Consider the following 24,079-nt stretch of genomic DNA (forward strand, 5'->3'; position numbering starts at 1 on the left):
GGGCCGCCCTCACCCCAGCGTCCGCACCGGCAGCTGCAGCGCCGGCCCGGCCGGGCGGTAGGCGCCGCCGGAACCGAACAGTTCCGCGACCCAGTCGACGAAGACCCGCAACCGGCTGCTGAGATGCCGGTTCGGCGCATACACGACATGCAGCACGATGGGACCCGCCTGCCATTCGGGCAGCACCCGCACCAACGCGCCAGGAGTCGAGATAGGGCCCCACCATCGCATCAATCGTCTGCGTAATGCCGAGCCCGGCAAGACCGGCGGCGAGATAGGCGGTGGAATCGTTGGTCGCCAGCACATGCGGCACGCGCAGCTCATAGGTTTCATCGCCGCGCACCATGTCGAACGCCATCGGCCGCCCGGTGCGGGCGCTGAAATAGCCGATGACGCGGGTGGCCCTGCGCGAGGTCGCGCGGATGCTCCGGCAGGCCGTGGCGGGCGATATAGGCGGGCGAGGCGTAGTGCATCAGCGTCAACGCCCCGATGCGGCGGGCGATCAGTGTCGGGTCGAGCCGTTCGCCGCCGCGGATCGCGCAATCGACATTCTCGGCCAGCAGGTCCACCGGTCGGTCGGTGACCCCGAGATCCAGCTGGATGTCGGGATAGCGGGCGAAGAAGTCCGGCAGCGCGGGGATGAGGGCGTAGAGCGCGAGCGAGGACGGCACGTCCACCCGCAGCCGCCCGGCCGGGCTCGCCTGCGAGCGGGTCATCGAGCCGTCGAGCTCGTCGAGATCGGACAGCAGCGCTACGGCACGCTCATAATAGGCGGCGCCGTCGGGGGTCACGGCGACGCGGCGGGTCGAGCGGTTGAGCAACTTGGTGCGCAGATGCGCCTCAAGCTGCTGGATATGTTTGGTAACGGTCGGTTTCGGCATGTCGAGCAGGTCGGCGGCACGGCTGAACGTGCCCGGCCTCCACCACCCGGACAAAGGCCCGCATCGCGGCGATCTGGTCCATGGCTACCGTGCGATTATTTCCATATGTGAATAATGTTATCGCCAATCGGCTATTTTTTCGAGCCCGATGCAGGTCTAGTTTTCGCCGCACTGCAACAGCAACAACCGTTGGAATCGGGTGGGAGCGAAGGCTTCCTCCCGGTAGTGGGCGCCATGACCGCAACGTGGACCGAGGCAAGGCTGGACATTGACGGCGAGGCGCTGGCCGCGCGCGTCTACCGCCCCGCCGTGCCGCTGCGTCCCGCGCCGCTGGTCCTGCATCTGCATGGGGGCTGCTTTGTCGATGGTGACCTCGACTGCAGCGCGCATCTGTGCCGCATCATGGCTGAGGCCGGCGCGGTGGTGGTGTCCATCGACTATCCTCTGGCGCCGGAACACCCGTTTCCGGCCGCGCTGAACCTCTCTTTCAAGGCGCTGGGCCGGCTTTACGCCGAGCGGGCGAAGTGGGCTGGCCGCGGCGCGCGGCTGTTCGTTGCCGGCGAGGAAGCCGGGGCAAATCTGGCCACCGCCCTCACCCTGATGGCGCGCGACCAGCAGGCGCCGCCGCTGGCCGGGCAGATCCTGATTTCGCCCATGGTCGACCCCAGCCTGTGCACCGGCTCGATCCATGCCGCCTCGGCGGGCGCGTCGGGCTGCAAATGGGCGGATGGCTGGCACCTTTATCTCGGCAGCGCCGACCGTGCCGCCCATCCCTATGCCGCCCCCCTTGGGTTCGCGCCGGCTCGGTGGCCTCGCCCCGGTCCTGATCGTCACTTCCGCCGACTGCCCGATCCGCGACGAGAGCCTTGCCTATGCCGAGCGGCTGCGCGCCGGCGGCGTGTCGGTGGAAAGCCATCTGCTGGAAGGCACCAACTGTTCGAACCAGAGCATCGACGCCGCCATCGAGGCCGCCCCGGCATGGGAAACGGTCCTGCGCGGCCTGTTCAGCACGTTTCTGGCGGAGCATTCCGCCGCACCGCTTCGCACCATTCGGGCCTGAGGCCCGGGAGACAGGTCATGAGTGACAACCGCTTCGGCACCGATGCCGCCCCGACACCGATCGCACACGCCGCCATCGCCCACGATGCGACCGCTCCGCATCCGCGCCGCGCCAAAGGCTGGCGCGAGGCGGGGCTGGCGCTGACCCTCGCGCTCATCGCCACCGGCGGCGCCGTCTTCGTCGCCTGGCCGAGCTCGACCGCGCTCGCGACCGATCCCGCCCCGGCGGAAGCCGCCGCGCCGCCGGCCATGCCGGTGGAAGTCGCCGTGCTGAAGACGCGCGACACCATGAAGTGGGACGAGTTCTCCGGCCGCCTGCGCGCCGTCGAGGTGGTGGAGGTGCGCCCGCGCGTCGCCGGCGCGGTGGAGAAGATCCATTTCCGCGAGGGCGCGCTGGTCAAGCAGGGCGACCTGCTGGTGACCATCGATCCCGCGCCGTTCCAGGCCGCGCTGATGCGCTCGGAATCGCTGCGCGAGGCCGCCGCCGCGCGTGTGGAGCTCACCCGCAGCGAGCTGGAACGCGGCAAGCAGCTGGTCGACAACCGCACCGTCTCGGTGCGCGACCTCGACCAGCGCACCAATGCCTATCGCGAGGCGGAAGCCAATCTGCGCGCGGCCGATGCCGCCGTGCAGAGCGCCAAGCTCGATCTCGGCTATACCGAGGTGCGCGCGCCGGTCGATGGCCGTGTCGGGCGCATCGAGGTGACGGTCGGCAACCTCGTCGCCGCCGGCGCCTCCTCGCCGGTGCTCACCAGCCTCGTTTCGGTCGATCCGATCTATGTCAGCTTCGACGCCGACGAGAACACCGTCGCCGAGGCGCTGGCCTCGGTCGGCGAGCATGACATCGCGCTGACCGAGATCGACCAGATCCCGGTCGAGATCACCACCGCCACCACGGCCGCCCAGCCGGTGCGCGGTCATCTCCAGCTGGTCGACAACCAGGTGGATGCCTCGACCGGCACGTTCCGCCTGCGCGCCGTGTTCGAGAACAAGGACGGCCGCCTCGTTCCCGGCCAGTTCGCCCGGGTGAAGATGGGCCGCGCCAAGACCGAGCCGGCGCTGGCGGTGAATGAACGCGCCATCGGCACCGACCAGGACAAGAAGTTCGTCTTCGTGGTCGGCGACGACAACAAGGCCGTCTGGCGCAAGGTGACGCTCGGCCCGCCTTCGGACGGGCTGCGCGTCATCACCGACGGGCTGAAGGAGGGCGAGCGTATCGTCGTCAACGGCCTGCAGCGCGTGCGTCCCGGCGCGGTGGTCGCGCCTGAGATCGTGCCCATGGAATCCGCTTCCGCCGCCGCCGCGACGGACCCGAACACCGCCGTCGCCGCACGCTGATCGCAGCCCGACGCTCTGCCTCCTTGGGGGAGGACGCTATGAATCTGTCCAAATTCTTCATCGACCGGCCGATTTTCGCCGGCGTCCTCTCCGTTCTGATCTTCCTCGCGGGGCTGCTGGCCCTGCGGGTGATGCCGATTTCGGAGTATCCGGAAGTCGTGCCGCCGCAGGTCATCGTGCGCGCCACCTATCCCGGCGCCAGCCCGAAGGTCATCGCCGCCACCGTGGCGACGCCGATCGAGGAAGCGATCAACGGCGTGGAGGACATGCTCTACATGTCCTCGCAGGCGACGACGGACGGCGTGATGACGCTCACCGTCACCTTCAAGCTGGGCACCGACCCCGACAAGGCGACGCAGCTGGTGCAGAACCGCGTCGGCCAGGCCGAGCCGCGCCTGCCGGAAGAGGTGCGCGCGCTCGGCATCACGACCGCCAAGAGCTCACCGACCTTCCTCATGGTCGTGCACCTCATCTCGCCGAATGACCGCTACGACATCACCTATCTCCGTAATTACGCGGTGCTGAACGTGAAGGACCGGCTGGCCCGCATCGGCGGCGTCGGCCAGATCGACATTTTCGGCGGCGGCGACTACTCGATGCGCGTCTGGCTCGACCCGCAGAAGATCGCCGAGCACGGCCTCTCCGCCGGCGACGTGGTCAACGAGATCCGCGCCCAGAACGTGCAGGCCGCCGCCGGCATCGTCGGCGCCTCGCCGGCGCTGGAAGGCGTCGACCTGCAGCTCACCATCAACGCCCAGGGCCGGCTTGAGACCGAGGAAGAATTCGGCGACATCGTCGTGAAGACCGGCGCCACCGGGCAGGTGGTGCGCCTGCGCGACGTGGCGCGGCTCGAACTCGGCGCCGCCGACTACGCCCTGCGCTCGCTGCTCGACAACAAGCAGGCGGTCGGCCTCGGCGTGTTCCAGGCGCCGGGCTCCAACGCGCTGGAAATCGCCGAGAATGTCCGCGCCACCATGGCGGAAGTGAAGAAGACGATGCCGGAAGGCGTCGACTTCGACATCGTCTACGACACCACCCGCTTCGTCGACGCCTCCATCGACGCCGTGGTGCACACGCTGTTCGAGGCGGTGGCGCTGGTCGTCATCGTCGTCGTGGTGTTCCTGCAGACCTGGCGCGCCTCGATCATCCCGCTGCTCGCGGTGCCGGTCTCCATCGTCGGCACCTTCGCGGTGATGTATCTGTTCGGCTTCTCCATCAACGCGCTGAGCCTGTTCGGGCTGGTGCTGGCCATCGGCATCGTCGTCGACGACGCGATCGTGGTGGTGGAGAATGTGGAGCGCAACATCGAGAACGGGCTGACCCCGCGCGCCGCCGCCTACCAGGCCATGAGCGAGGTGTCCGGCCCGATCATCGCCATCGCGCTGGTGCTGGTGGCGGTGTTCGTGCCGCTCGCCTTCATCACCGGCCTGTCCGGCCAGTTCTACCGCCAGTTCGCTCTCACCATCGCCATTTCGACGGTGATCTCGGCGATCAACTCGCTCACCCTCTCGCCGGCGCTGGCGGCGCTGCTGCTGCGCGGCCACGACACCCCGCCGGATGCGCTCCAGCGCGTCATCAACTTCCTGTTCGGCTGGTTCTTCCGCGGCTTCAACTGGGTGTTCGCGCGCGGTTCGCGCGGCTATGGCGGCGGCGTGCGCGGCACGCTGAAGGTGAAAAGCCTGGTCATGGTGTTCTACGCCGTGATGCTGGGCGCCACCTGGTGGCTGTTCCAGGCGGTGCCTCCGGGCTTCGTGCCTGCGCAGGACAAGCAGTATCTCGTCGGCTTCGCCCAGCTTCCCGACGGCGCGACGCTCGACCGTACGGAAGAGGTGATCCGCCAGATGACGGAGATCACGCTGGCCCAGCCCGGCGTATCCAGCGCGGTGGCCTTCCCCGGCCTCTCCATCGCCGGCTTCTCCAACTCGTCGAACGCCGGCATCGTGTTCTCGGTGCTCGACCCGTTCGAGGAGCGCACGAGCCCGGAACTCTCCGCCGGCGCCATCGCCGGGGCGCTGAACCAGAAGTACGGGGTGATCAAGGGCGCCTTCATCGCCATGTTCCCGCCCCCGCCGGTGCAGGGCCTCGGCGTGGTCGGCGGCTTCAAGATGCAGATCGAAGACCGCGCCGGCCGCGGCTATGACGCGCTCAACGAGGTCACCAACGCCTTCATGGCCAAGGCCATGGCGGCGCCGGAACTCACCGGCCAGTTCACCACCTACCAGATCAACGTGCCGCAGATCTTCACCAATGTGGACCGCACCAAGGCCCGCCAGCTCGGCGTGCCGATCCAATCGGTGTTCGAGACGCTGCAGGTCTATCTCGGCTCGCTCTATGTCAACGACTTCAACAAGTTCGGCCGCACCTACTCGGTGCGGGCGCAGGCCGACGCGCCGTTCCGCGCCCGGCCGGAGGACATCGGCAAGCTGAAGGTACGCTCCAATAGCGGCGAGATGATCCCGCTCTCGGCGCTGCTGCGGGTGGAGACCACGGCGGGGCCGGAGCGCGCCCAGCGCTATAACGGCTTCCTCACCGCCGACTTCAACGCCTCGCCGGCGCCCGGCTATTCCTCGGGCCAGGCGCAGGAAGCGGCGGCGCGCATCGCCGCCGAGGTGCTTCCGCCGGGCTTCGACTATGAATGGACCGACCTCACCTATCAGGAAATCCTGGCCGGCGATTCCTCGTACCTCGTCTTCCCGCTGGCGCTGCTGCTCGTCTTCCTGGTGCTGGCCGCCCAGTATGAGAGCCTGACGCTCCCCATCGCGATCATCCTGATCGTGCCGATGGGCCTGGGGGCGGCGCTGTATGGCGTCTGGCTGGGCGGGGGTGACAACAACATCTTCACCCAGATCGGCCTCGTCGTGCTGGTCGGCCTGTCGGCGAAGAACGCGATCCTGATCGTCGAGTTCGCCCGCGAGCTGGAGTTCATGGGCCGCAATCCGGTGGAAGCGGCGATCGAGGCCAGCCGCCTGCGCCTGCGGCCGATCCTGATGACCTCCTTCGCCTTCATCATGGGCGTGCTGCCGCTGGTGCTCTCCACCGGCGCCGGCGCCGAGATGCGCCATGCCATGGGCATCGCCGTGTTCGCCGGCATGATCGGCGTCACCTTCTTCGGGCTGTTCCTCACGCCCGTCTTCTACGTGCTGCTGCGGCGCCTGGCGGGCAACCGCCCGCTGCGGCAGCACGGCGAGGCCCATATCGCGCCGCTCGCGGCCGAGTGAGCCTTGCTACCCGGCCGGGAGGCCGCTTCCCACGCGTCGGTTGCCCCCTCGACGCAAAGGAGCGCGGTTCTCCCGGCCGGTCTCGTTCGACAGGAGCGGCGGGCGATGGCACATAGAGCCTCCCGCCGCCAGGATGCTAGAGCGCATGAAGCCGATCAAAGCCGACTGGACCGATGTTGTCCTCGTCTGCCGCAAATGCGCGAAGAAGCTCGGCGACAGCTTCGGCCCCGATTCTGACCAGACCCTGCCGAAGGCGATGCGCGCCGCCATCGCCGCGCGCGAAGGCGGCACGCCGATGAAGAAGCCGCGCCGCAAGGGCGCAGGCGTCGCGGTTATCGAGGTGCCCTGCCTCGACATCTGCCCGAAGAACGCCGTCATCGTCATTCCCGCCCGCCGGCCCGGGCGCTGGCTCAGCATTGCGCGCGGGACCGATCTCGACGCGCTGCTGGCCGACATCGCCCCGAGGCGCGACGAGGACTGATCAGGCCGGTTTCTTCGCCGGTGTGTCGGTGGGCGTTTCCGCCGACGTATCCGCCTTGGCCGGCGGGTTGAACGCCCACACCAGCACGGTCATCAGGCTGACCCCGATGACGATGCCGACCAGCCGGTCGATCGGGGGGGCGAGGCTGTCGGGCGGGGAAGCGCTGACCAGCGTGACGAGATAGGCGATGGCGGACTGGGTGCCGATATAGGCCTGGGTCGATTTGCCCAGATGCACACGGGCGAAGGAAAACACGCCGAGAAACAGCATCGACGCCCACCACCACGGGTCGGCGGCGTCGATCAGGATCACCAGCAGCGCCGCCGTTCCGCCGAGCATGCAGCCCAGAATGCGCTGGAAGCCGCGATGGCGCGTCGCCAGCGGGTCGCTGTCCACCACGATGAGGCTGGAAATCAGCACTTGCGGCAATTGTGGCAGATCGAACAGCGACCAGACGATGATGATGGTGAACGCCCCGAGCCCGGCGATGAGCGACTGGCGCTCGGCATTGAGCGCGGTTGTGGCCGCCGCCTGCGCCTTCAGCCGCGCATGCAGCTCGCCCGCCCCCGGCCCCAGCGCCCAGCTTGACAGCGTGCCGCACACCACACCGATGACGATCTCGAAGCAGCGATAATGCGCGAAGCCGTAAAGCTGCGCCGGCTGGGTCATGGTGTAGAGCATGACGAGCGCGAAGGTGAGCCCGCCATAAAACCAGGCATAGCCATAGGCGCTGCGCTGGCGGCCATAGGTGCCCACCGCCGCAGCGATGGTCACGAGCGCCAGTTGCATGAGGTTGTAGCCCTCCGCCCACTGGCCGATATAGTAGCCGCCGATCACGCCGATGAAGGTGCCGAGCACCCGCAGCACGCCCTTGGTGAACAGCGCGTCGCGGTCGACATTGGCGATGATCATCACGCTGAGCGCCGCCCAATAGGGCTCATCCAGCCCCATCAGCAGGGCGATATAGACCGCCGCCAGCACGCCGGTGGCGGTGGCGAAGGCCTGTCGGTCGATATCGCTGATGCCGCCCGGCTCCGCCATAGCTCAGAACCAGATCAGCACGCGGGCATCGGCGCCGTTGAACAGGCCGAGCCCCTCGGGCCAGGCGTCCAGCGTCACCTCGATGGGGAAACGCCGGGGCAGCCGCACCCAGTCCGTGGTCGGCTCGACATAGGGAATGACCTGCGGGTTGTCGGGCGAGCGGGCGACGCCGCCGGCAATGCCGCTGACCCGGCCCCAATGCAGCGCCCACGGGTCGGAACCGAGGGTGAGGAGCGCCCGCTGGCCGACCCGGATGCGGGCGAGATGGCGCTCGCTCACATTCGCCACCACCCGACGGCGCTTGTCGGTGACGATGGCCATCACCTCGCTGCCGGGACGCAGATAATCGCCCACACGGGTGACGAAGGGCGCGACGCGGCCGGCATCGGGAGCGTTGATCACAGTCTTGGAGAGATCGTACTGCGCCTTCGCCACCGCGGCGGCAGCGGATTCGATCGCCGCCTGCGCGACCGACACGCGCCGTGCCGCCACCGCCAGCTGCGCCCCGGCGGCCGTCACATTCGCGCCGGCGGTGGCGACATCGCGGGTGGCGACATCGAGCGTCGCTTCGGGCGAATAGCCTTCCTTCTCCAGAGTCTTGATCCGCGTCAGCTGGTCTTCGGCGTTGGTCTGCACCGCCTGCGCCGAGATGACGGCGGCCTTGGCCGCGTTCACCTCGTCCTGGGCCAGTTCGAGATTGGCGCGCGCCGTGGCCAGCGCCGCCTGCGTTTCCCGCAGCTTCAGGGCATAAGGCGTGCGCTCGATCTCGAACAGCAGCTGATCGGCGGCGACAGGCTGGTTGTTCTGCACTGCCAGCCGCGAGACCGGCCCCTCCACCTGGGCGGAGAGCACGACGATGTCGCTCATCACATAGGCATCGCCGGTATAGGCGAAGAAGCGCACACTGGTCTCATACGCCGCGAACAAGCCGAGGATCACCCCAATGATCAGCGACACGGGGTGGCGGATAAGACGGCTCAGCATGAAAGGCGCGGCTCCACGGATTCCGGCCCGGAGCCGGCGCGGCGCATCATCGCGGCTTTGTCGCGCGCGCTCAATCCTCTCCCGCTACCGACGGGCGGCGTTTGCGCAAACGAAGCACCCTCGGTCCGCCCCCGCTCGCCAATCCAGACACGCCCTCACTATGGTAGCACCGGCGCCGCGTGCGCTGGCGGCAGGTTTAGCGGAGAGGTGAGATGAGAGACATGGCCTTCGATGTCGCAAAGTTCCGATCGGAGACGCCGGGAGTGGCTCATCGCGTCCACCTCAACAATGCCGGCGCCGGGCTGATGCCGCAGCCCGTGCTGGATTCCATCGTCAGCCACCTCCGCCGCGAGGCCGAAATCGGGGGCTACGAGGCGGCCGGCGAGGCGGCTGACCAGATCGACGGTGTCTATGACAGCGTGGCGCGATTGCTCGGGGCGGAACGGGACGAGATCGCGCTGACCGAAAACGCGACGGTCGCGTGGCAACTTGCCTTCTACGCCATCGCCTTCCAGCCCGGTGACCGGATCCTGACGGCGCGGGCGGAATATGCCGCGAATTACGTCGCGTTCCTTCAGGTCGCCAAACGAACCGGGGCGGTGATCGAGGTCATTCCCGACGACGGGGACGGCATGCTCGACCCCGAGGCACTCGAACGTATGATCGACGGTCGCGTCAGGCTGATCGCGATCACCTGGGTGCCGACGAATGGCGGCCTCCGCAATCCTGCGGCCGCAGTGGGTGAGATCGCGCGCCGGCACGGCGTGACCTATCTGCTCGATGCGTGCCAGGCGGTCGGCCAGATGCCGACGCGCGTCGATCAACTCGGATGCGACGTGCTGACCGCGACGGGCCGCAAGTTCCTGCGCGGACCGCGCGGCACCGGCTTTCTCTACATTCGGCGAGACCTGATGCGCCGCCTGGAGCCGCTGATGCTGGACCATTTCGCGGCGCCGTGGGTGGCTCCCGACCGCTACGAATTGCGTTCTGACGCGCGACGCTTCGAGACCTGGGAGAACAATTACGCGGCCCGCCTCGGGCTCGGCCGTGCCGTGGACTATGCGCTGGAGATCGGTCTCGATCGAATCGAGGCGCGCTGCCGTGCTTTGTCCGCGCGATTGCGCGACGGCCTGCGGGGCTTATCCGGAGTCACGGTGCACGACCTCGGACGGGATCCGGCGGCCATCGTGACATTCTCGGTCAAGAACCGCGACGCGGCAGGGGTGCAGCAGACGCTCGCCCTCGCGGGCATCAATGTGAGCGTCTCCTCGCCCTCCAGCACGCTTCTGGACGCGAAAGCCCGCGGGCTTCCTCCGCTCGTGCGGGCGTCTCCGCACTACTACAACACCGAAGACGAAGTCGACCGCCTCGTGTCGGTCGTGAGCGCACAGGTGTCCTAAGCCGCACTAATGCCGCCGCTCCTCGATGGCGGGCAGCACCGGATCCTCATCTTCCTCGCTGCGCTCGCGCGCGCCGGGATGTTCCTCGATCATCGGGCCGGGCGTCGCCGCCGCAGCGCGCGCGGCGGCGCGGCGGGGACGCACGGGCGGGGCAAGCTCCTCCGCGCTCTGGTTCACCACCCGCAGCGGCGGGGCCATGCCCTTCTTGTCGGTGCCGAGATAGACCGTCTGGTGCGGATACGGCATCTCGATGCCGCGTACGTCAAAGGCGGCCTTGATGCGGCGGTAGAATTCGCGCCGCACATTCCACTGGCCGAGGGGCCGGGTCTTGAAGCGGCCGCGCAACTGGATGTGCGAGGGGTCCAGCGCTTCGACGCCCACCACCTCGAACGGCTCGATGATGGTTTCCGCCAGCGGCCCGTTCGCTGCCATATCGGCCGCCACTTCCGCCATCACCGCCAGGGCCTCGTCGATGCTCTCGCGATAGGCGATGCGCACATCCACCACGGCATAGGCGAAGTCCTTCGACATGTTCTTCACCGTCTGTACCTCGCCGAACGGAATCGAGTGCACATTGCCGTCGAAGTCGCGCATGTGGACGGTGCGGATGGTTATTTTCTCCACCAGCCCGGCATGGGCGCCGACCTCGACCACGTCGCCCACAGAAATGGTGTCCTCCATCAGGATGAACACGCCGGTGATCACGTCCTTCACCAGCGTTTGCGCCCCGAAGCCGATGGCGAGGCCGAGCACACCGGCACCGGCCAGCAGCGGGGCGATGTTGATGCCGATCTCCGACAGCAGGATCAGGCTGCCAAGGGTGAGCAGCACCACGCGGAAGGCGTTCTGCAAAAAGGGCAGCAGCGTCTTCAGCCGGGTGGAATTGGGGTTGGCCGCCCGCAGCCGCTCGGCGAAGGCGGTGGCGATTTCCCACAGCACGAGGCCGACCAGCACGACCACGCCGATGGAGATGAGCCGCCCCACCGCCAGCCGCCCGGCCTCGGAGGCCAGCCGCTCGAACGGACGGGCGCCCCAGATTTCGAGCAGCACCAGCGCGGCGACCAGCATCACCAGCCCCTGCATCGCGCTGCGCAGCGCCGGCAGATAGCGGTTGGCGCGCGCCTCCAGCAGGGGGTAGCGCGTGCGCATCTCGGCATTGAGCTTGAACACCCGCTCGAAGGCCCGCAGCATCAGCGCGATGATGAGCGACGCGAGGGCGAGGGTGAGCAGCGAGAGCAGCGTGGCGCGCGCGAGGAAGGCGAAGCCGCCATCGACATCGAGCGTCCACACCAGGAAGCCGGCGATGACATAGGCGATGGCAAGGACGTGCCAGAAATCGGCGACGGCGTTGCGCAGCCGCGCCACACGTCCTTCGCGTGCGCCGAGGCGCCGCAGCCGGCGCGCCACCCCACCCCTTATCTGCAGCACGAACACCACGCACATGCCGGCGACGAACAGCCCGAGCAGATTGCCGAAGAAGCGGTAGGTGGGCAAAGCGAGGCCCAGCACCCAGGCGGCACGCAGCAGGAAATGGCCGTAGACCAGCGTATAGGTAAAGCGGCGGACCCAGAGATAGCCATAGGCCGCGCTCTCATGATCGAGCGGAAACAGCCGCATTTGCGGCGCGTCCGGCGTCAGCACCGCCCGCGCGCCCACCAGGATGAGCCGCGCCAGAACATTGGCATTGATCACGGTGACAACGGCGAGGCGGACGATGAAGTTCAGCTCCACCAGCGCCAGCACGCCGAAGGCCGCCGCCGCGAAGGCGGTGATGGGCACGATGTCGATCAGCGTGCGCAGCGCCAGCAACAGCGCGCGCATGAACAGCCCGTGCGCCGGCCTGGCCTCGATCGCCCGCCGCAGCCCGGCCAGCAGGCGCGTAGCAGTGTATTCCGCCAGCAGGGCAGCGGCGAGCACGGCGATGATCATCGTCACCGCCCACCCGACGCGCTCCAGCACCAGCGGATCTGAGAGGTCGCTGAACAGCTTCTCCGCCTGCACCGGCAATTGCTCGATCTCACCAACCAGCGAGAGCACGGAGCCGGAGAAGGCACCGAGCGACTGGGTAGCGCCGGAAAGCCAGTCGTCGCGGCCCGGCGCGGCCTCCTCAGTGGTGCCCGCCGGCATCGCCGACACCGTTCCGGCCTCGCTGTCCACCAGCGCCCGCAATTGCGCGAGGAAGCGGCTGCGCGCCGCCTCGTCGCTCAGCGTATCGAGCAGCGCCCTGAGATCGCTGGTGCGGCCCTCCGGCACGGGGGAAGCGGCGGGTGGAGCCTCGACGGCGGTGGGGGCACCCGCGGTCTGGGCCGCGAGCGGGCCGGTGATGAGCGGAGTGAGGAGAAGGGAAAGGGCGAGGAACAGGCGGCTGAGAGCACGCAGCGGCATGAGGCCTTCCGTCGTTCGCGGCTCTTCGGCGGTGAAGCCCAGAGCACGCCGAGGTGAGGGAGCCGGAATGGCGGGTGCGGGTTCTTCAACGCTCGGCACGGCGAAAGGTTCCGCCGCCGCATCGCGGAGCCGACGCAGCGGCGCAATGTCGCCCCGCCTTGCTCCCGTCACCTTCATCCGCACATTGGGCTCATTACCTTGCGTCAGTGAGAGGCTATGGAAGCTTTATCCGCCGAGGTGGTCGCGTTTCTGAGCGGCCACGACTATCTGATCCCGCTGGTCATCGGCCTCATCGCCTTCGGCGAATCGCTGGTCCTCGTTGGCATCCTCATCCCCGCCACCGCCCTCATGCTCGCCATTGGCGGGCTGGTGGGGACGGGAATCGTCTCCCCGCTTCCGGTCATCGCCGCCGCCATTGCCGGCGCCATTCTCGGCGATGTCGTCTCCTATTGGCTTGGGCGCTGGCTCGGGCCGCGCGTGGTGCACCGCCGGCCGCTGCTGCGCTACCGCGAGCAGGTGGCGCAGGCGCGGCTGTTCTTCCGCCGCTTCGGCTTCGCCTCGGTGTTTGTCGGCCGCTTCTTCGGGCCGGTGCGTGCCACCATGCCGCTGGTCGCCGGCATGATGCGGATGGACCAGCGCCGCTTCCAGCTCGCCAATGTGTCCTCGGCCATCGTCTGGGCGCCGGTCATGCTCGCTCCGGGCTGGCTGGCCGGGAAGAGCGCCAGCGAAATGGGCGGCCACAGCCAGGGCGAATGGCTCGTCATGATGGTGGGCATCACCCTTGTCATGCTGATTGCCACCGTAGTGGTGCTGCGGGTGATCAAGGGGCGCATCGCCAAGCGGCCGCGCACAAGGCGCCGGCCCAGCGGGGTACCGGCGGGCTAAGCCGGGCCTTGGGCGCGGGCCGTCTTAACCATTTCGTAAGGATTCGTCCGCCGGCTCCACGCCTTGCGCTACTATGGCCGGGAGCAAGCCTCCGGAGCACCGCGCCGTTCGCGCGGCGGTTCCGGGGCGAAAAACCTGGCCATGGGCGGACGGGAACGCGGAATGATCGACAAGCTTGAGCCCTCCATCGGCCCCGTGCGGGCCCGTGCCGGCGAAGAGACCGGCGCCGCCCCGCGTGCTCCGGCGAACCCGGCCGCTGCCGCCTCGCCCAACCGCGCCAAGGGCCCGCCGCAGGACCCGGTGGCGTTCCAGCGCTGGCTCGGCATCGAGCAGCTGAAGCTGCAGATGCGCCGGCTGGAACTGGAGACGAAGCGCGCCGAGGCCCCCGCCCCACGCGCCCTGCCCCCGATACTGCCGATTCTGTTCGGGCTGGTGCTGGTGCTGCTGCTGGCCGGTGTCGCGTTTCTCGCGGCGCAGGTGCTGAGCCTGCGCGATGAGGTGGCTACGCTGCGCGCCGCCGAAGCCACGCTCTCCGAACGTCTCGAAGCGCTGGAAGTGCCCCCTGCCCCGCAGGCCGTGGCGCCGGCTACGCCGCCCGCCACGAGCGCGACGGCCCCCGCCGCGCCGGCATCGGCTGCTCCCTCACCCGCGACGCCTGGGCCCACGACCTCCGCGCCGACCGATCCGCTGGTGCCTCTGGCCGGCACAACGCCGACTCCGGCCCAGAATGCGCCCGCTGCGACCCCGCCCGCCCCGACGACGGCGGCACTGCCGGGCGCGGGCTATACGGTGCGCATCTTCGCGCCGATCAACACCGTGCCCAAGGCGCGGGTCGACGCCTTCACCGCCCCGCTGAAGGCGGCCGGCTTCGATGTGGTGGTGTCCGATACCGGGGTGGTGCAGACCACCAGCAACACGCTTTCCTTCCATGCCGGCAGCGCCGACATGGCCAATGACGTGGCCGAGATCATCCAGAAGCGCCGCCCCGCGCTCGGGGTGGAGTTGCGCGCCTCTCCGTCCATTCCGGACAGCGCGCGGCAGGTGCTGATCCTCAACCTGACCGAGGACGCCTTCAACTGAAGGCGCGCTGGCCGCGTCCCGCTCACGCGGCGGCGCGCCCGCGCCGGGCGGTGCGGCCAGCCTCGCGGATGGCGGCGATGTTGGCGGCATAAGCGTCCCGCCCGCCCTTGAACACGGCCGAGCCGGCCACCAGCACATTCGCCCCGGCGGCGGCGCAGAGCGCGGCCGTTTCCGGCGTCACCCCGCCATCGACTTCGAGATGGATCGGCCGCTCGCCGATCATCGCTCGCAGCCGGTAGATCTTCGGCAGGACATCGGCGATGAAGGCTTGGCCGCCGAAGCCGGGATTGACCGTCATCGGCAGGATGAGGTCCACCTTGTCCAGCACATAGGCGACCATGCTCTCATGCGTCGCCGGGTTCAGCGCCACTCCGGCCTTCTTGCCGAGAGAGCGGATGAGCTGGAGGCAGCGGTCGAGATGATGCGTCGCCTCCGCCTGCACGGTGATGATGTCCGCCCCCGCCTTGGCGAAGGCCTCGATATAGGGCTCTACCGGTTCGATCATCAGATGCACGTCGAAGACCTTGTCCGTGTGCGGACGCATGGCCCTGATGACATCCGGCCCGAAGGTGATGTTGGGCACGAAATGCCCGTCCATCACGTCGAGATGGATCCAGTCGGCGCCGGCGCCGGCGACATCGCGCACCTCTTCGCCGAAGCGCGCGAAGTCGGAGGCGAGCATGGAGGGGGCGATGAGAACCATGGGGTTGTCTCCTGGCGTGTATCTGCCGTCACGGCGCTGAAGCGTTTCGCTCCCTCTCCCATTGGGGAGAGGGGTGAGGTGTGGGGATTTTACAGCCGGCAATCGCATCGCCCCTCGCCGACCCGCTGCGCGGGCCACCTCTCCCCAACGCGGAGAGGGAAGGCTCACGCAGGTGGAGCGTTCAACTGGCGGGGCGCAGCGGCGGGTAGCTGTCGATCCCGCCGGAAAACACCCGGCTGGCAAGGATGTCCTCGGCGGCGAGGGTGACGAGGTCGTCCGCCGTCACCGGCCGGTCGGCATTGAACAGCCGGTTGGCCTGGCGCAGGCGGGCACGGTCCAGCGCGTTGCGGATCGAGCGGCCATTGGCGAAATGCGGCTGCTGCATGCGCAGTTCGATATAGCGGCGGAACGCCTCCTCCGCCTCGCGGCTCATCCGGTAGTTCATGGTGTCGAGAATGCGCCCGCCAATGGCGTCCAGCTCGGCGGCGGAATAGTCGGGGAAATCGACATGATGGGCGACGCGCGAGCGGAAGCCGGGATTGGCGGTGAAGAAACGTTCCATCCGGTCGGCATAGCCGGCGAGGATGACGACGAGGTCGTCGCGCTGGTTCTCCATCACCTGCAGCAGGATTTCGATCGCTTCCTGCCCATAATCGCGCTCGTTCTCCGGGCGATAGAGGTAATAGGCCTCATCGATGAACAGCACGCCGCCCATCGCCTTTTTGAGGATTTCCTTCGTCTTCGGCGCGGTGTGGCCGATGTACTGGCCGACGAGATCGTCGCGCGTCACGGTAACGAGGTGACCCTTGCGGACATAGCCGAGCTTGTGGAGGATTTCCGCCATCCGCAACGCCACCGTGGTCTTGCCGGTGCCGGGATTGCCGGTGAAGCTCATATGCAGGGTCGGGCTCACCGCCTCCAGTCCGAAGCGGCGACGGGCGGTGTCGACGAGCAGCAGTGCGCCGATCTCGCGCAGCCGGCGCTTCACCGGTACAAGCCCCACCAGTTCGCGGTCGAGCTGGTCGAACACATCGGCGAGCCCGCTGGAGGCGAATTCGGCGCGCAGATCGATGGAGTCGGGGGCCTTTGGCGCGGCCTCGGCGGCGAGGGTCGGGTCGTCGATCACGGCGTCCATGGGCGTTGCTCCTGCCGGCGTCTTCTGGCGCCATCCTTCGAGGCTCGCTGACGCTCGCACCCTGGGGATGACGTGGATCTGAGAGAATTCGAAACGACGTCATCCTGAGGTGCCCGGCGCAGCCGAGCCTCGAAGGATGTTGCGGAAGAAAAAGGGGACCGATGCCGGGCGCGGCATTCCGACATCGGTCCCTCGCGGCCGGGGAGGAAACCGGACGACCGCGGTTCTCCGTCGGGGGAGTAGTGGGAGCCGACGGATCAGTAGCGCGCGCCCTCCGGGCGGTTGGCCGCATAGGCGCGCGTCGTGTAGCGGATCGACCTTCCGTCGATTTCCTGGCGCTCCAGCACGAAGCCGGGCTCCTCGGTGGGGCGGTCGGTGATGAAGGAGAGGCGCAGCGATTCCCAGGTGTGGGTGGCGTCGAAAGCGCTGAGGCGGATGTAGTGCCGGCCCTTGTAAGCCTTACGGCACTCGTTCAGCTCGAACATCACGCCGGCCGCGTCCGGCACGTCGAACATCGGGTGGCCCCACAATTCCCAATAGGTGTTGCGCGGGTGGGGGTCGTCGGTGAACTCGATGTTCACCGCCCAGCCCTTGTCGATGCAGTACTGGACCTGCTTGGCGATCTGCTCGTCCGTGAGGTCCGGCAGGAAGGAGAAGGCTCCCTGGGTCAGGCGCATGGTGGTGTCCTCGTTTTCGTGCCCTGGACAAGCGGCGCGCAGCGCCGTGCCGATCCCGGGCCCAGGAAAAAATTCGCGAAGCGGCAGAGGCTCGCGGCGAAGGCTGAGGGCAGAAAGCTGTTGTGCCTTCGGTCCGTTCTCTTGCTGGGTCCTGGATCGCCTTCCGCGCGCGCTTCAGGCGTCCGGGACAGGCTGCTCACTCCGCCGCGGTGGCCTGCGGCACGAAGTCAGGCGTGTCGGTGGAGCTGTAGTTGAAGGTCACGTCCTTCCACGTCTCCAGCGCCTGCTTGAGCGGCATGCAGTGGCGGGCCGCCTCCTTCAGGATTTCCGGGCCCTCGCCGAGCAGGTCGCGCCCCTCGTTGCGGGCGAGGATCATCGCCTCCAGCGCCACGCGGTTGGCGGTCGCGCCGGCCTGGATGCCCATGGGATGGCCGATGGTGCCGCCGCCGAACTGCAGCACCACATCCTCGCCGAGCAGGTCGATGAGCTGGTGCATCTGGCCGGCATGGATGCCGCCCGAGGCGACCGGCATCAGCTTGCGGGTCGAGGCCCAGTCCTGGTCGAAGAAGATGCCGTGAGCGAGGTTCTGGGGCACGAAATCCTCGCGGCAGAGATCGTAATAGCCCTTGGTCGTGTGGGGGTCGCCCTCCAGCTTGCCCACCACCGTGCCAGCATGGATGTGGTCGACGCCGGCGAGGCGCATCCACTTGGTGATGACGCGGAAGGAGACGCCGTGGCTCTTCTGCCGGGTATAGGTGGAGTGGCCGGCGCGGTGCAGGTGCAGGATCATGTCGTTGCGCCGCGCCCACTTCGCCATGGACTGGATCGCGGTGTAGCCGATGATCAGGTCGATCATGATGATCGAGGAACCGAGCTGCTTGGCGAACTCGGCGCGCTCATACATGTCTTCCATGGTGGCGGCGGTGACGTTGAGATAGGTTCCCTTGATCTCACCCGTGCCGGCCTGCGCCTTGTTCACCGCCTCCATGCAGTAGAGGAAGCGGTCGCGCCAGTGCATGAAGGGCTGCGAGTTGATGTTCTCGTCGTCCTTGGTGAAGTCGAGCCCGCCCTTCAGCGCCTCATAGACCACGCGGCCGTAATTGCGGCCGGAGAGGCCGAGCTTGGGCTTCACGGTCGCGCCGAGCAGCGGCCGGCCGAACTTGTCGAGCCGCTCGCGCTCAACCACGATGCCGGTGGCCGGGCCGTCGAAGGTCTTCACATAGGCGACCGGCAGGCGCATGTCTTCAAGGCGCAGCGCCTTGAGCGGCTTGAAGCCGAAGACGTTGCCGATGATCGAGGCCGACAGGTTGGCGATCGAGCCCGGCTCGAACAGGTCGAGATCATAGGCGATATAGGCGAACCAGGAGCCGGGCGCGTTCGGCACCGGGTCGACCCGGTAGCACTTGGCGCGGTACTTGTCGCAGGCCGTCAGGCGGTCGGTCCACACCACGGTCCAAGTGGCGGTGGAGCTTTCGCCGGCAACCGCCGCCGAAGCCTCGATCTCGTCGACGCCGTCCTGCGGGGTGATGCGGAACACGGCGATGACGTCCGTGTCCTTCGGCTCGTAGTCGGGCTGCCAGTAGCCCATCTTGCGGTATTCCATCACGCCCGCGCTGTAGCGGCTGCGCTTCTCCTCGGTGGGCTTGGTCTTGTCGATCGCGTTCATCGATCTTCTCCCTGTGCGTTCCCGTCGGCGCCGCGCTCCGGGCGCGCGCCTGAAATCTCGTTGGAAGGCTCCCCTTGGAGGGGCGTTACTCTGCCGCCACCCGGGCGCCGCCGATCACCGGATCGAGGCTGCCGGAGGCGTAGCGCTTGGCCATGGCGGCCAGCGGCAGCACCTTGATCTGCGAGGCGTGGCCCGCCGTACCGAATTCCTCGAAGCGCGCGCGGCAGAGGTCGCGCATCGCGTCCATGGCCGGTTTCAGGAATTTGCGCGGGTCGAACTCGGCCTTGTTGCCCTGCGCCACCTTGCGGAACTGCGCGGTCATGGCGAGGCGGCAGTCGGTGTCGATATTGACCTTGCGCACCCCGTGCCGGATGCCGCGCACGATCTCTTCCACCGGCACGCCCCAGGTCTGGGGCATCTCGCCGCCCGACGCATTGAACAGGTCCTGCAGCGGCTGCGGCACCGAGGAGGAGCCGTGCATGACAAGGTGCACATTGGGCAGGCGACGGTGGATTTCCTCGATGATGTTCATGGCGAGGATGTCGCCGTCCGGCTGGCGCGAGAACTTGTAGGCGCCGTGCGAGGTGCCCATGGCGATGGCGAGCGCGTCGACCTTGGTACGGGCGACGAAGTCCACCGCCTGGTCGGGGTCGGTCAACAGCTGGTCGTGGCTGAGCTGCCCTTCCGCGCCGTGGCCGTCCTCCTGCTCGCCGGCGCCGTGCTCCAGCGAGCCGAGCACGCCGAGTTCGCCCTCCACCGAGGCGCCGACCCAATGGGCGGCGTCGACCACACGGCGGGTGATGGCGACGTTGTAATCGTAATCCGCCGGGGTCTTGGCGTCCTCTTTCAACGAGCCGTCCATCATCACCGAGGTGAAGCCGTGCTGGATGGCGGAAAGGCAGGTCGCCTCGTTGTTCCCGTGGTCCTGATGCATGCAGATCGGGATCGCGGGATACATCTCGGTCAAGGCGTCGATCATACGCGAGAGCATGATGTCGCCGGCATAGGAGCGGGCGCCGCGGCTGGCCTGCATGATGACCGGCGCGTCGACGGCCTGCGCCGCCTCCATGATGGCGATGCCCTGCTCCATATTGTTGATGTTGAAGGCCGGCACGCCGTAACTGTGCTCGGCGGCGTGGTCGAGAAGCTGTCGAAGGGTGATGCGGGCCATTGGCTCTTCCTCTGGCTCAGGCGCAGGTCAGGAGGTCGCAGGTCGCGTCGACCACCGCCTCCGGGGTGATGTTGAAGTAGCGGTAGAGATCGGCCGCCGGGCCGGAGGCGCCGAAGCCCTCCATGCCGATGAAGCGTCCGCGCTCGCCGATCCAGCGATCCCAACCGAGCCGGGCCGCCGCCTCGATGGCGACGCGCGGGGCGGTGCCGAGCACGGCGCGGCGGTATTCATGGCTCTGGCGCTCGAACAGCTCCCAGCACGGCATGGAGACGACGGCGGCGTCGACGCCGCGTTCGGCCAGAAGGTCCGCGCCCTTGAAGGCGATCTCGACTTCCGAACCGGTGGCGAGCAGCGTCACGTCGCGCCGGCGCTTGGGCTTGCGGGCGACATAGGCGCCGTAGCCGACGAGGTTCTCCTCCGAATGCTCGGTGCGAAAGGTCGGCAGGTTCTGCCGGGACAGCGCCAGCACCGAGGGCGTGCCCTCCGCGTGCAGAGCCAGCTGCCAGGCCTCCAGCGTTTCCACCGCATCGGCAGGGCGGAACACATAGAGGTTCGGCGTCGCCCGCAGCATGGCGAGATGCTCTATGGGCTGGTGCGTCGGCCCGTCCTCGCCGAGCCCGATGGAGTCGTGCGTCAGCACATAGACGACGCGCTGGCCCATCAGCGCCGAGAGCCGCATGCCTCCCCGCGCATAGTCGGAGAACACCATGAAGGTGCCGCCATAGGGGATCGACCCCCGATGCAAGGCGAGGCCGTTCATGACCGCCGCCATCGCATGTTCGCGAATGCCGTAATGGATGTAGCGGCCGGCATAATTGCCCGGCGTCACCGACTCCATGCCCTTGGTGACCGTGAGGTTGGAATGGGTGAGATCGGCCGAGCCGCCAATGGTGAGATCGGTGGCGCGGTTGATGACGCCGAGCGCCATCTCGGAGGCCTTGCGCGTCGCCACCTTCGGCGCGGTCTGGGAGAGTTCGCGCTTATAGGCGGCGAGCTTCTCGTCGAAATCGGCCGGCAGGTCGCCTTCCATCGCCGCCTCGAAATCGGCGCGGCGGCCGGAGGCGGAAAGTCGCTTCTCCCAGGCCTCGCGCGCCTCGCGGCCGCGCCGGGCGATGGCGGCGAAGGACGCGCGCACGCTTTCCGGCACCTCGAAGGGCGGGTAGTTCCAGCCGAGCGCCTCGCGCGCGCCATCGATCTCGGCAGCGCCGAGCGGGGCGCCATGCACGGCCTCGGTGCCGGCCTTGGTCGGGGCGCCGTAGCCGATGGTGGTGCGGCAGGCGATCAGCACTGGCCGGTCGCTCGTCCGTGCCTCGGCGATGGCGTCGATCAGCGCGTGATGGGCGTGGCCGTCGACCCGCAGCACCTTCCAGCCGGAGGCCGCGAAGCGAGCGAGCTGGTCGGTGGAGGTGGAAAGCGCCGTGCTGCCATCGATGGAGATGCCATTATCGTCCCACAGCACGGTGAGCTTGGCGAGCTTGAGATGGCCGGCGAGGTCGATGGCCTCGTGGCTGATGCCTTCCATCAGGCAGCCATCGCCGGCGATGACCCAGGTGCGGTGATCGACAAGATCGTCGCCGAAGCGGGCATTGAGCATGCGCTCGGCCAGCGCCATGCCGACCGCCGTGGTGAGTCCCTGCCCCAGCGGGCCGGTGGTGGTCTCGACGCCGAGCGTGTGGCCGTGCTCGGGATGGCCGGCGGTGACGGCGCCGAGCTGGCGGAAGCTCTTCAGCTGCTCGGTGCCCATGTCGGCATAGCCGAGCAGATGGTTGAGCGCGTAGAGCAGCATCGAGCCGTGGCCGGCGGAGAGGATGAAGCGGTCGCGGTCCGGCCAGTCGGGACGGCTGGGGTCCAGCGTCACGAAGCGGGAGAACAGGGCGGTGGTCACATCCGCCATGCCCATGGGCATGCCGGGATGGCCGGACTTGGCCTTTTCCACCGCGTCCATGGCGAGCGCGCGCAGCGCATTGGCCATGTCGTCATGGGGGATCTCGGCCGGGTCCTGCGGCGGACGCAGGGCTTCAGAATGGCTGGTCAACATGCTGTCCTCCCGGTTCACGCGGCGCGCCGCTTCTTCTCGACGAGGTTGAGGATCATCGGCGTGAGGATGAGCTGCATCGCGATGTCGAGCTTGCCGCCGGGGATCACGATGGAATTGGCGCGGCTCATCCAGGAGCCCTGGATCATCGAGAGCAGGTAGGGAAAATCGATCCCGCGCGGGCTCTTGAAGCGGATGACGACGATGGATTCGTCGGCGGTGGGGATCCAGCGGGCGATGAACGGGTTCGAGGTATCGACCGTCGGCACGCGCTGGAAGTTGATGTCGGTGTGGGTGAACTGCGGGCAGATGTAGTTCACATAGTCCGGCATGCGCCGCAGGATGGTGTCGGTCACGGCCTCGGTGGAATAGCCGCGATGCGATCGGTCGCGGTGGATCTTCTGGATCCACTCGAGATTGATGACCGGCACGACGCCGATCTTCAGGTCGGCATAGCGGGCGACATCGATATTGCCGCTCGCCACCGCCCCGTGCAGCCCCTCATAGAACAGAAGGTCGGTCGGGGTCGGGATCGGTTCCCAGGCGGTGAAGGTGCCCGGCGCACCGCCATATTCGGCCGCTTCCTTGTCGTCATGTACATAATGCCGGTACTTGCCGGTGCCGGTATGGGCATAGGAGCGGAAGGTCTCCTCCAGCTCCTCGAACAGGTTCGAATCCGGCCCGAAATGGCTATAGTGATGGTTGCCGCGCGAGGCCTCCTCAGCCATGACGCGCTTCATCTCGGCGCGGTCGTAGCGGTGATAAGCGTCGCCCTCGATATAGGCGGCGGTCACGTCCTCGCGGCGGAAGATCTGCTCGAAGATGCGCCGCACCGAGGTGGTGCCCGCGCCGGAGGAGCCGGTGACGGAGATGATGGGGTGATGGATCGACATGGGTCCTCTCCGTCAGGCGCGCAGCAGGCCGCGGCGGCCGAACAGGGGCGAGCGCTCCGGCATGGCGGCGGCGTCGCGGTGATAGCGGGCGATGCGCTCGACCTCGGCGCGCGAGCCGAACACCAGCGGCACGCGCTGGTGCAGATGCTCGGGCACGATGTCGAGGATCGGCAGCACCCCATCGGTGGCGGAGCCCTGCGCCTGTTCCATCAGGAAGGCGACCGGATTGGCCTCGTAGACCAGTCGCAGGCGGCCGTGGCTGTAACCGCGGCGGGCGTCGCCGGGATAGAGATAGACCCCACCCCGCACCAGGATGCGGTAGACATCGGCCACCATCGAAGCGACCCAGCGCGTGTTGAAATCCTTGCCGCGCGGGCCGTCGGTGCCGGCCTGGCAATCCTCGACATAGGACCGGATGGCGATGTCCCAATGGCGCAGATTGGAGCCGTTGACCGCGTATTCCGCCGTCTCCGGCAGCACCAGCGCCCGCTCTTCGCTGAGCACGAAGGCGCCGCTTGCGCGGTCGAGGGTGAAGATCTGCGTCCCGTCGCCGACGGTGAGCACCAGCGCGGTCTGCGGCCCGTAGAGCAGGAAGCCGGCAGCGAGTTGCGCCCGGCCCGTCTGCAGGAGCGAATCGCTGCCGATGAAGGGCAGGATGGAGAAGATCGTCCCGACGGTGGCATTGGTGTCGATATTGGACGAGCCGTCCAGCGGATCGACCGCCACCGCGAGCGTGCCGGCGGGATTCAGCGGCACCGCCGCATCGGCTTCCTCGGAGCCGAACAGGGCGACCGGCGCCTCCGAAAGCGCCTCGCGCACCAGATCGTCGGTGATGACGTCCAGTTCCTTCTGGCTGTCGCCGTCGGCGTGATAGCCGCGCACGGTGGCGAGCGCCCCCGCCAGCGGCCCGGCGGCGAGAAGCTCGGAAATCTGGCGGCCGGCCTCGGCCAGCGCGAGAATGGCGCTGGCAATGTCGCGACGCATGGCGTCGGCCTGCGACCACCCCTCGAGGTGGCCCTGCAATGTCGGGCGTGTCATGGCGTTCCC

17 protein-coding genes and 2 pseudogenes are annotated in these 24,079 nt (G+C 68.0%); 7 read left to right on the forward strand and 12 right to left on the reverse strand.

Features of this window, described 5'->3' with window-relative positions:
* Positions 1 to 9 precede the first annotated feature (9 nt).
* Positions 10 to 963 (reverse strand): annotated as a pseudogene (locus tag ACP2AH_RS13750) (LysR substrate-binding domain-containing protein).
* Between the two features lie 152 nt (positions 964 to 1,115).
* Between ACP2AH_RS13750 and ACP2AH_RS13755 the strand changes: the two are divergent.
* The 4 genes and pseudogenes from ACP2AH_RS13755 to ACP2AH_RS13770 all read left to right on the forward strand — a co-directional run bounded on the left by ACP2AH_RS13755 (position 1,116) and on the right by ACP2AH_RS13770 (position 6,977).
* A pseudogene (locus ACP2AH_RS13755) lies at positions 1,116 to 1,941 on the forward strand (alpha/beta hydrolase).
* 17 nt (positions 1,942 to 1,958) lie between these two features.
* Entirely contained in the window at positions 1,959 to 3,278 is a 1,320-nt protein-coding gene (locus tag ACP2AH_RS13760; RefSeq protein ID WP_425106320.1) for an efflux RND transporter periplasmic adaptor subunit, read from the forward strand.
* A 38-nt stretch (positions 3,279 to 3,316) separates the two neighbouring features.
* On the forward strand, positions 3,317 to 6,496 hold the full coding sequence (locus ACP2AH_RS13765) for an efflux RND transporter permease subunit (RefSeq protein ID WP_425106321.1): 3,180 nt from the start codon (positions 3,317 to 3,319) through the stop codon (positions 6,494 to 6,496).
* Positions 6,497 to 6,641: 145 nt separating this feature from the next.
* A complete protein-coding gene (locus ACP2AH_RS13770; RefSeq protein WP_425106322.1) occupies positions 6,642 to 6,977 on the forward strand; it encodes a (2Fe-2S) ferredoxin domain-containing protein in 336 nt (111 codons plus the stop codon).
* Here the strand turns inward: ACP2AH_RS13770 and ACP2AH_RS13775 are convergent, their stop codons facing one another.
* Together ACP2AH_RS13775 and ACP2AH_RS13780 are read right to left on the reverse strand one after the other, a co-directional pair.
* The gene (locus ACP2AH_RS13775) at positions 6,978 to 8,018 is read right to left on the reverse strand and encodes an FUSC family protein (RefSeq protein WP_425106323.1); all 1,041 of its coding nucleotides are present in this window, start codon (positions 8,016 to 8,018) and stop codon (positions 6,978 to 6,980) included.
* A 3-nt stretch (positions 8,019 to 8,021) separates the two neighbouring features.
* Positions 8,022 to 9,002: an HlyD family secretion protein gene (locus ACP2AH_RS13780; RefSeq protein ID WP_425106324.1), complete on the reverse strand. Its 981-nt coding sequence runs from the start codon at positions 9,000 to 9,002 to the stop codon at positions 8,022 to 8,024.
* Positions 9,003 to 9,223: 221 nt separating this feature from the next.
* Here ACP2AH_RS13780 and ACP2AH_RS13785 point away from each other — a divergent pair, with 221 nt between their 5' ends.
* On the forward strand, positions 9,224 to 10,402 hold the full coding sequence (locus ACP2AH_RS13785) for an aminotransferase class V-fold PLP-dependent enzyme (RefSeq protein WP_425106325.1): 1,179 nt from the start codon (positions 9,224 to 9,226) through the stop codon (positions 10,400 to 10,402).
* A 6-nt stretch (positions 10,403 to 10,408) separates the two neighbouring features.
* Here the strand turns inward: ACP2AH_RS13785 and ACP2AH_RS13790 are convergent, their stop codons facing one another.
* Positions 10,409 to 12,787 carry a mechanosensitive ion channel domain-containing protein gene (locus ACP2AH_RS13790; protein ID WP_425106326.1) on the reverse strand — a complete coding sequence of 793 codons (2,379 nt, stop codon included), beginning with the start codon at positions 12,785 to 12,787 and terminating at the stop codon, positions 10,409 to 10,411.
* 216 nt (positions 12,788 to 13,003) lie between these two features.
* Here ACP2AH_RS13790 and ACP2AH_RS13795 point away from each other — a divergent pair, with 216 nt between their 5' ends.
* Positions 13,004 to 13,672, forward strand: a complete 669-nt coding sequence (locus tag ACP2AH_RS13795; protein WP_425106327.1) for a DedA family protein — start codon at positions 13,004 to 13,006, stop codon at positions 13,670 to 13,672.
* A 162-nt stretch (positions 13,673 to 13,834) separates the two neighbouring features.
* A complete protein-coding gene (locus tag ACP2AH_RS13800; RefSeq protein ID WP_425106328.1) occupies positions 13,835 to 14,752 on the forward strand; it encodes a hypothetical protein in 918 nt (305 codons plus the stop codon).
* Between the two features lie 22 nt (positions 14,753 to 14,774).
* Here the strand turns inward: ACP2AH_RS13800 and rpe are convergent, their stop codons facing one another.
* The 8 genes from rpe to ACP2AH_RS13840 form a co-directional block, all read right to left on the reverse strand.
* A complete protein-coding gene (gene rpe, locus ACP2AH_RS13805) occupies positions 14,775 to 15,455 on the reverse strand; it encodes a ribulose-phosphate 3-epimerase (protein ID WP_425106329.1) in 681 nt (226 codons plus the stop codon).
* Positions 15,456 to 15,636: 181 nt separating this feature from the next.
* On the reverse strand, positions 15,637 to 16,590 hold the full coding sequence (gene cbbX / locus ACP2AH_RS13810) for a CbbX protein (protein WP_425106330.1): 954 nt from the start codon (positions 16,588 to 16,590) through the stop codon (positions 15,637 to 15,639).
* Between the two features lie 257 nt (positions 16,591 to 16,847).
* Positions 16,848 to 17,267 carry a ribulose bisphosphate carboxylase small subunit gene (locus ACP2AH_RS13815; RefSeq protein WP_425106331.1) on the reverse strand — a complete coding sequence of 140 codons (420 nt, stop codon included), beginning with the start codon at positions 17,265 to 17,267 and terminating at the stop codon, positions 16,848 to 16,850.
* 196 nt (positions 17,268 to 17,463) lie between these two features.
* The gene (locus tag ACP2AH_RS13820) at positions 17,464 to 18,933 is read right to left on the reverse strand and encodes a form I ribulose bisphosphate carboxylase large subunit (protein ID WP_425106332.1); all 1,470 of its coding nucleotides are present in this window, start codon (positions 18,931 to 18,933) and stop codon (positions 17,464 to 17,466) included.
* 85 nt (positions 18,934 to 19,018) lie between these two features.
* The gene (gene fba / locus ACP2AH_RS13825; RefSeq protein WP_425106333.1) at positions 19,019 to 20,104 is read right to left on the reverse strand and encodes a class II fructose-bisphosphate aldolase; all 1,086 of its coding nucleotides are present in this window, start codon (positions 20,102 to 20,104) and stop codon (positions 19,019 to 19,021) included.
* A gap of 16 nt (positions 20,105 to 20,120) precedes the next feature.
* Positions 20,121 to 22,142: a transketolase gene (tkt, locus tag ACP2AH_RS13830; protein WP_425106334.1), complete on the reverse strand. Its 2,022-nt coding sequence runs from the start codon at positions 22,140 to 22,142 to the stop codon at positions 20,121 to 20,123.
* A gap of 14 nt (positions 22,143 to 22,156) precedes the next feature.
* Positions 22,157 to 23,032: a phosphoribulokinase gene (locus tag ACP2AH_RS13835; RefSeq protein ID WP_425106335.1), complete on the reverse strand. Its 876-nt coding sequence runs from the start codon at positions 23,030 to 23,032 to the stop codon at positions 22,157 to 22,159.
* A 12-nt stretch (positions 23,033 to 23,044) separates the two neighbouring features.
* Entirely contained in the window at positions 23,045 to 24,070 is a 1,026-nt protein-coding gene (locus tag ACP2AH_RS13840) for a class 1 fructose-bisphosphatase (protein WP_425106336.1), read from the reverse strand.
* Positions 24,071 to 24,079: the final 9 nt, after the last annotated feature.

Source organism: Ancylobacter sp. (assembly GCF_965249975.1).
Taxonomy (GTDB): Bacteria; Pseudomonadota; Alphaproteobacteria; order Rhizobiales; family Xanthobacteraceae; genus Ancylobacter.

Bases quoted from the DNA above. Each gene is read 5' to 3' on its own strand.
- ACP2AH_RS13800 (WP_425106328.1), top strand. From the start codon at position 13,835: ATGATCGACAAGCTTGAGCCCTCCATCGGCCCCGTGCGGGCCCGTGCC.
- ACP2AH_RS13785 (WP_425106325.1), top strand. From the start codon at position 9,224: ATGGCCTTCGATGTCGCAAAGTTCCGATCGGAGACGCCGGGAGTGGCT.
- ACP2AH_RS13820 (WP_425106332.1), bottom strand. From the start codon at position 18,933: ATGAACGCGATCGACAAGACCAAGCCCACCGAGGAGAAGCGCAGCCGC.
- ACP2AH_RS13770 (WP_425106322.1), top strand. From the start codon at position 6,642: ATGAAGCCGATCAAAGCCGACTGGACCGATGTTGTCCTCGTCTGCCGC.
- ACP2AH_RS13835 (WP_425106335.1), bottom strand. From the start codon at position 23,032: ATGTCGATCCATCACCCCATCATCTCCGTCACCGGCTCCTCCGGCGCG.
- fba (WP_425106333.1), bottom strand. From the start codon at position 20,104: ATGGCCCGCATCACCCTTCGACAGCTTCTCGACCACGCCGCCGAGCAC.
- ACP2AH_RS13815 (WP_425106331.1), bottom strand. From the start codon at position 17,267: ATGCGCCTGACCCAGGGAGCCTTCTCCTTCCTGCCGGACCTCACGGAC.
- ACP2AH_RS13760 (WP_425106320.1), top strand. From the start codon at position 1,959: ATGAGTGACAACCGCTTCGGCACCGATGCCGCCCCGACACCGATCGCA.
- ACP2AH_RS13780 (WP_425106324.1), bottom strand. From the start codon at position 9,002: ATGCTGAGCCGTCTTATCCGCCACCCCGTGTCGCTGATCATTGGGGTG.
- cbbX (WP_425106330.1), bottom strand. From the start codon at position 16,590: ATGGACGCCGTGATCGACGACCCGACCCTCGCCGCCGAGGCCGCGCCA.
- tkt (WP_425106334.1), bottom strand. From the start codon at position 22,142: ATGTTGACCAGCCATTCTGAAGCCCTGCGTCCGCCGCAGGACCCGGCC.
- ACP2AH_RS13795 (WP_425106327.1), top strand. From the start codon at position 13,004: ATGGAAGCTTTATCCGCCGAGGTGGTCGCGTTTCTGAGCGGCCACGAC.
- ACP2AH_RS13790 (WP_425106326.1), bottom strand. From the start codon at position 12,787: ATGCCGCTGCGTGCTCTCAGCCGCCTGTTCCTCGCCCTTTCCCTTCTC.
- ACP2AH_RS13775 (WP_425106323.1), bottom strand. From the start codon at position 8,018: ATGGCGGAGCCGGGCGGCATCAGCGATATCGACCGACAGGCCTTCGCC.
- ACP2AH_RS13840 (WP_425106336.1), bottom strand. From the start codon at position 24,070: ATGACACGCCCGACATTGCAGGGCCACCTCGAGGGGTGGTCGCAGGCC.
- ACP2AH_RS13765 (WP_425106321.1), top strand. From the start codon at position 3,317: ATGAATCTGTCCAAATTCTTCATCGACCGGCCGATTTTCGCCGGCGTC.
- rpe (WP_425106329.1), bottom strand. From the start codon at position 15,455: ATGGTTCTCATCGCCCCCTCCATGCTCGCCTCCGACTTCGCGCGCTTC.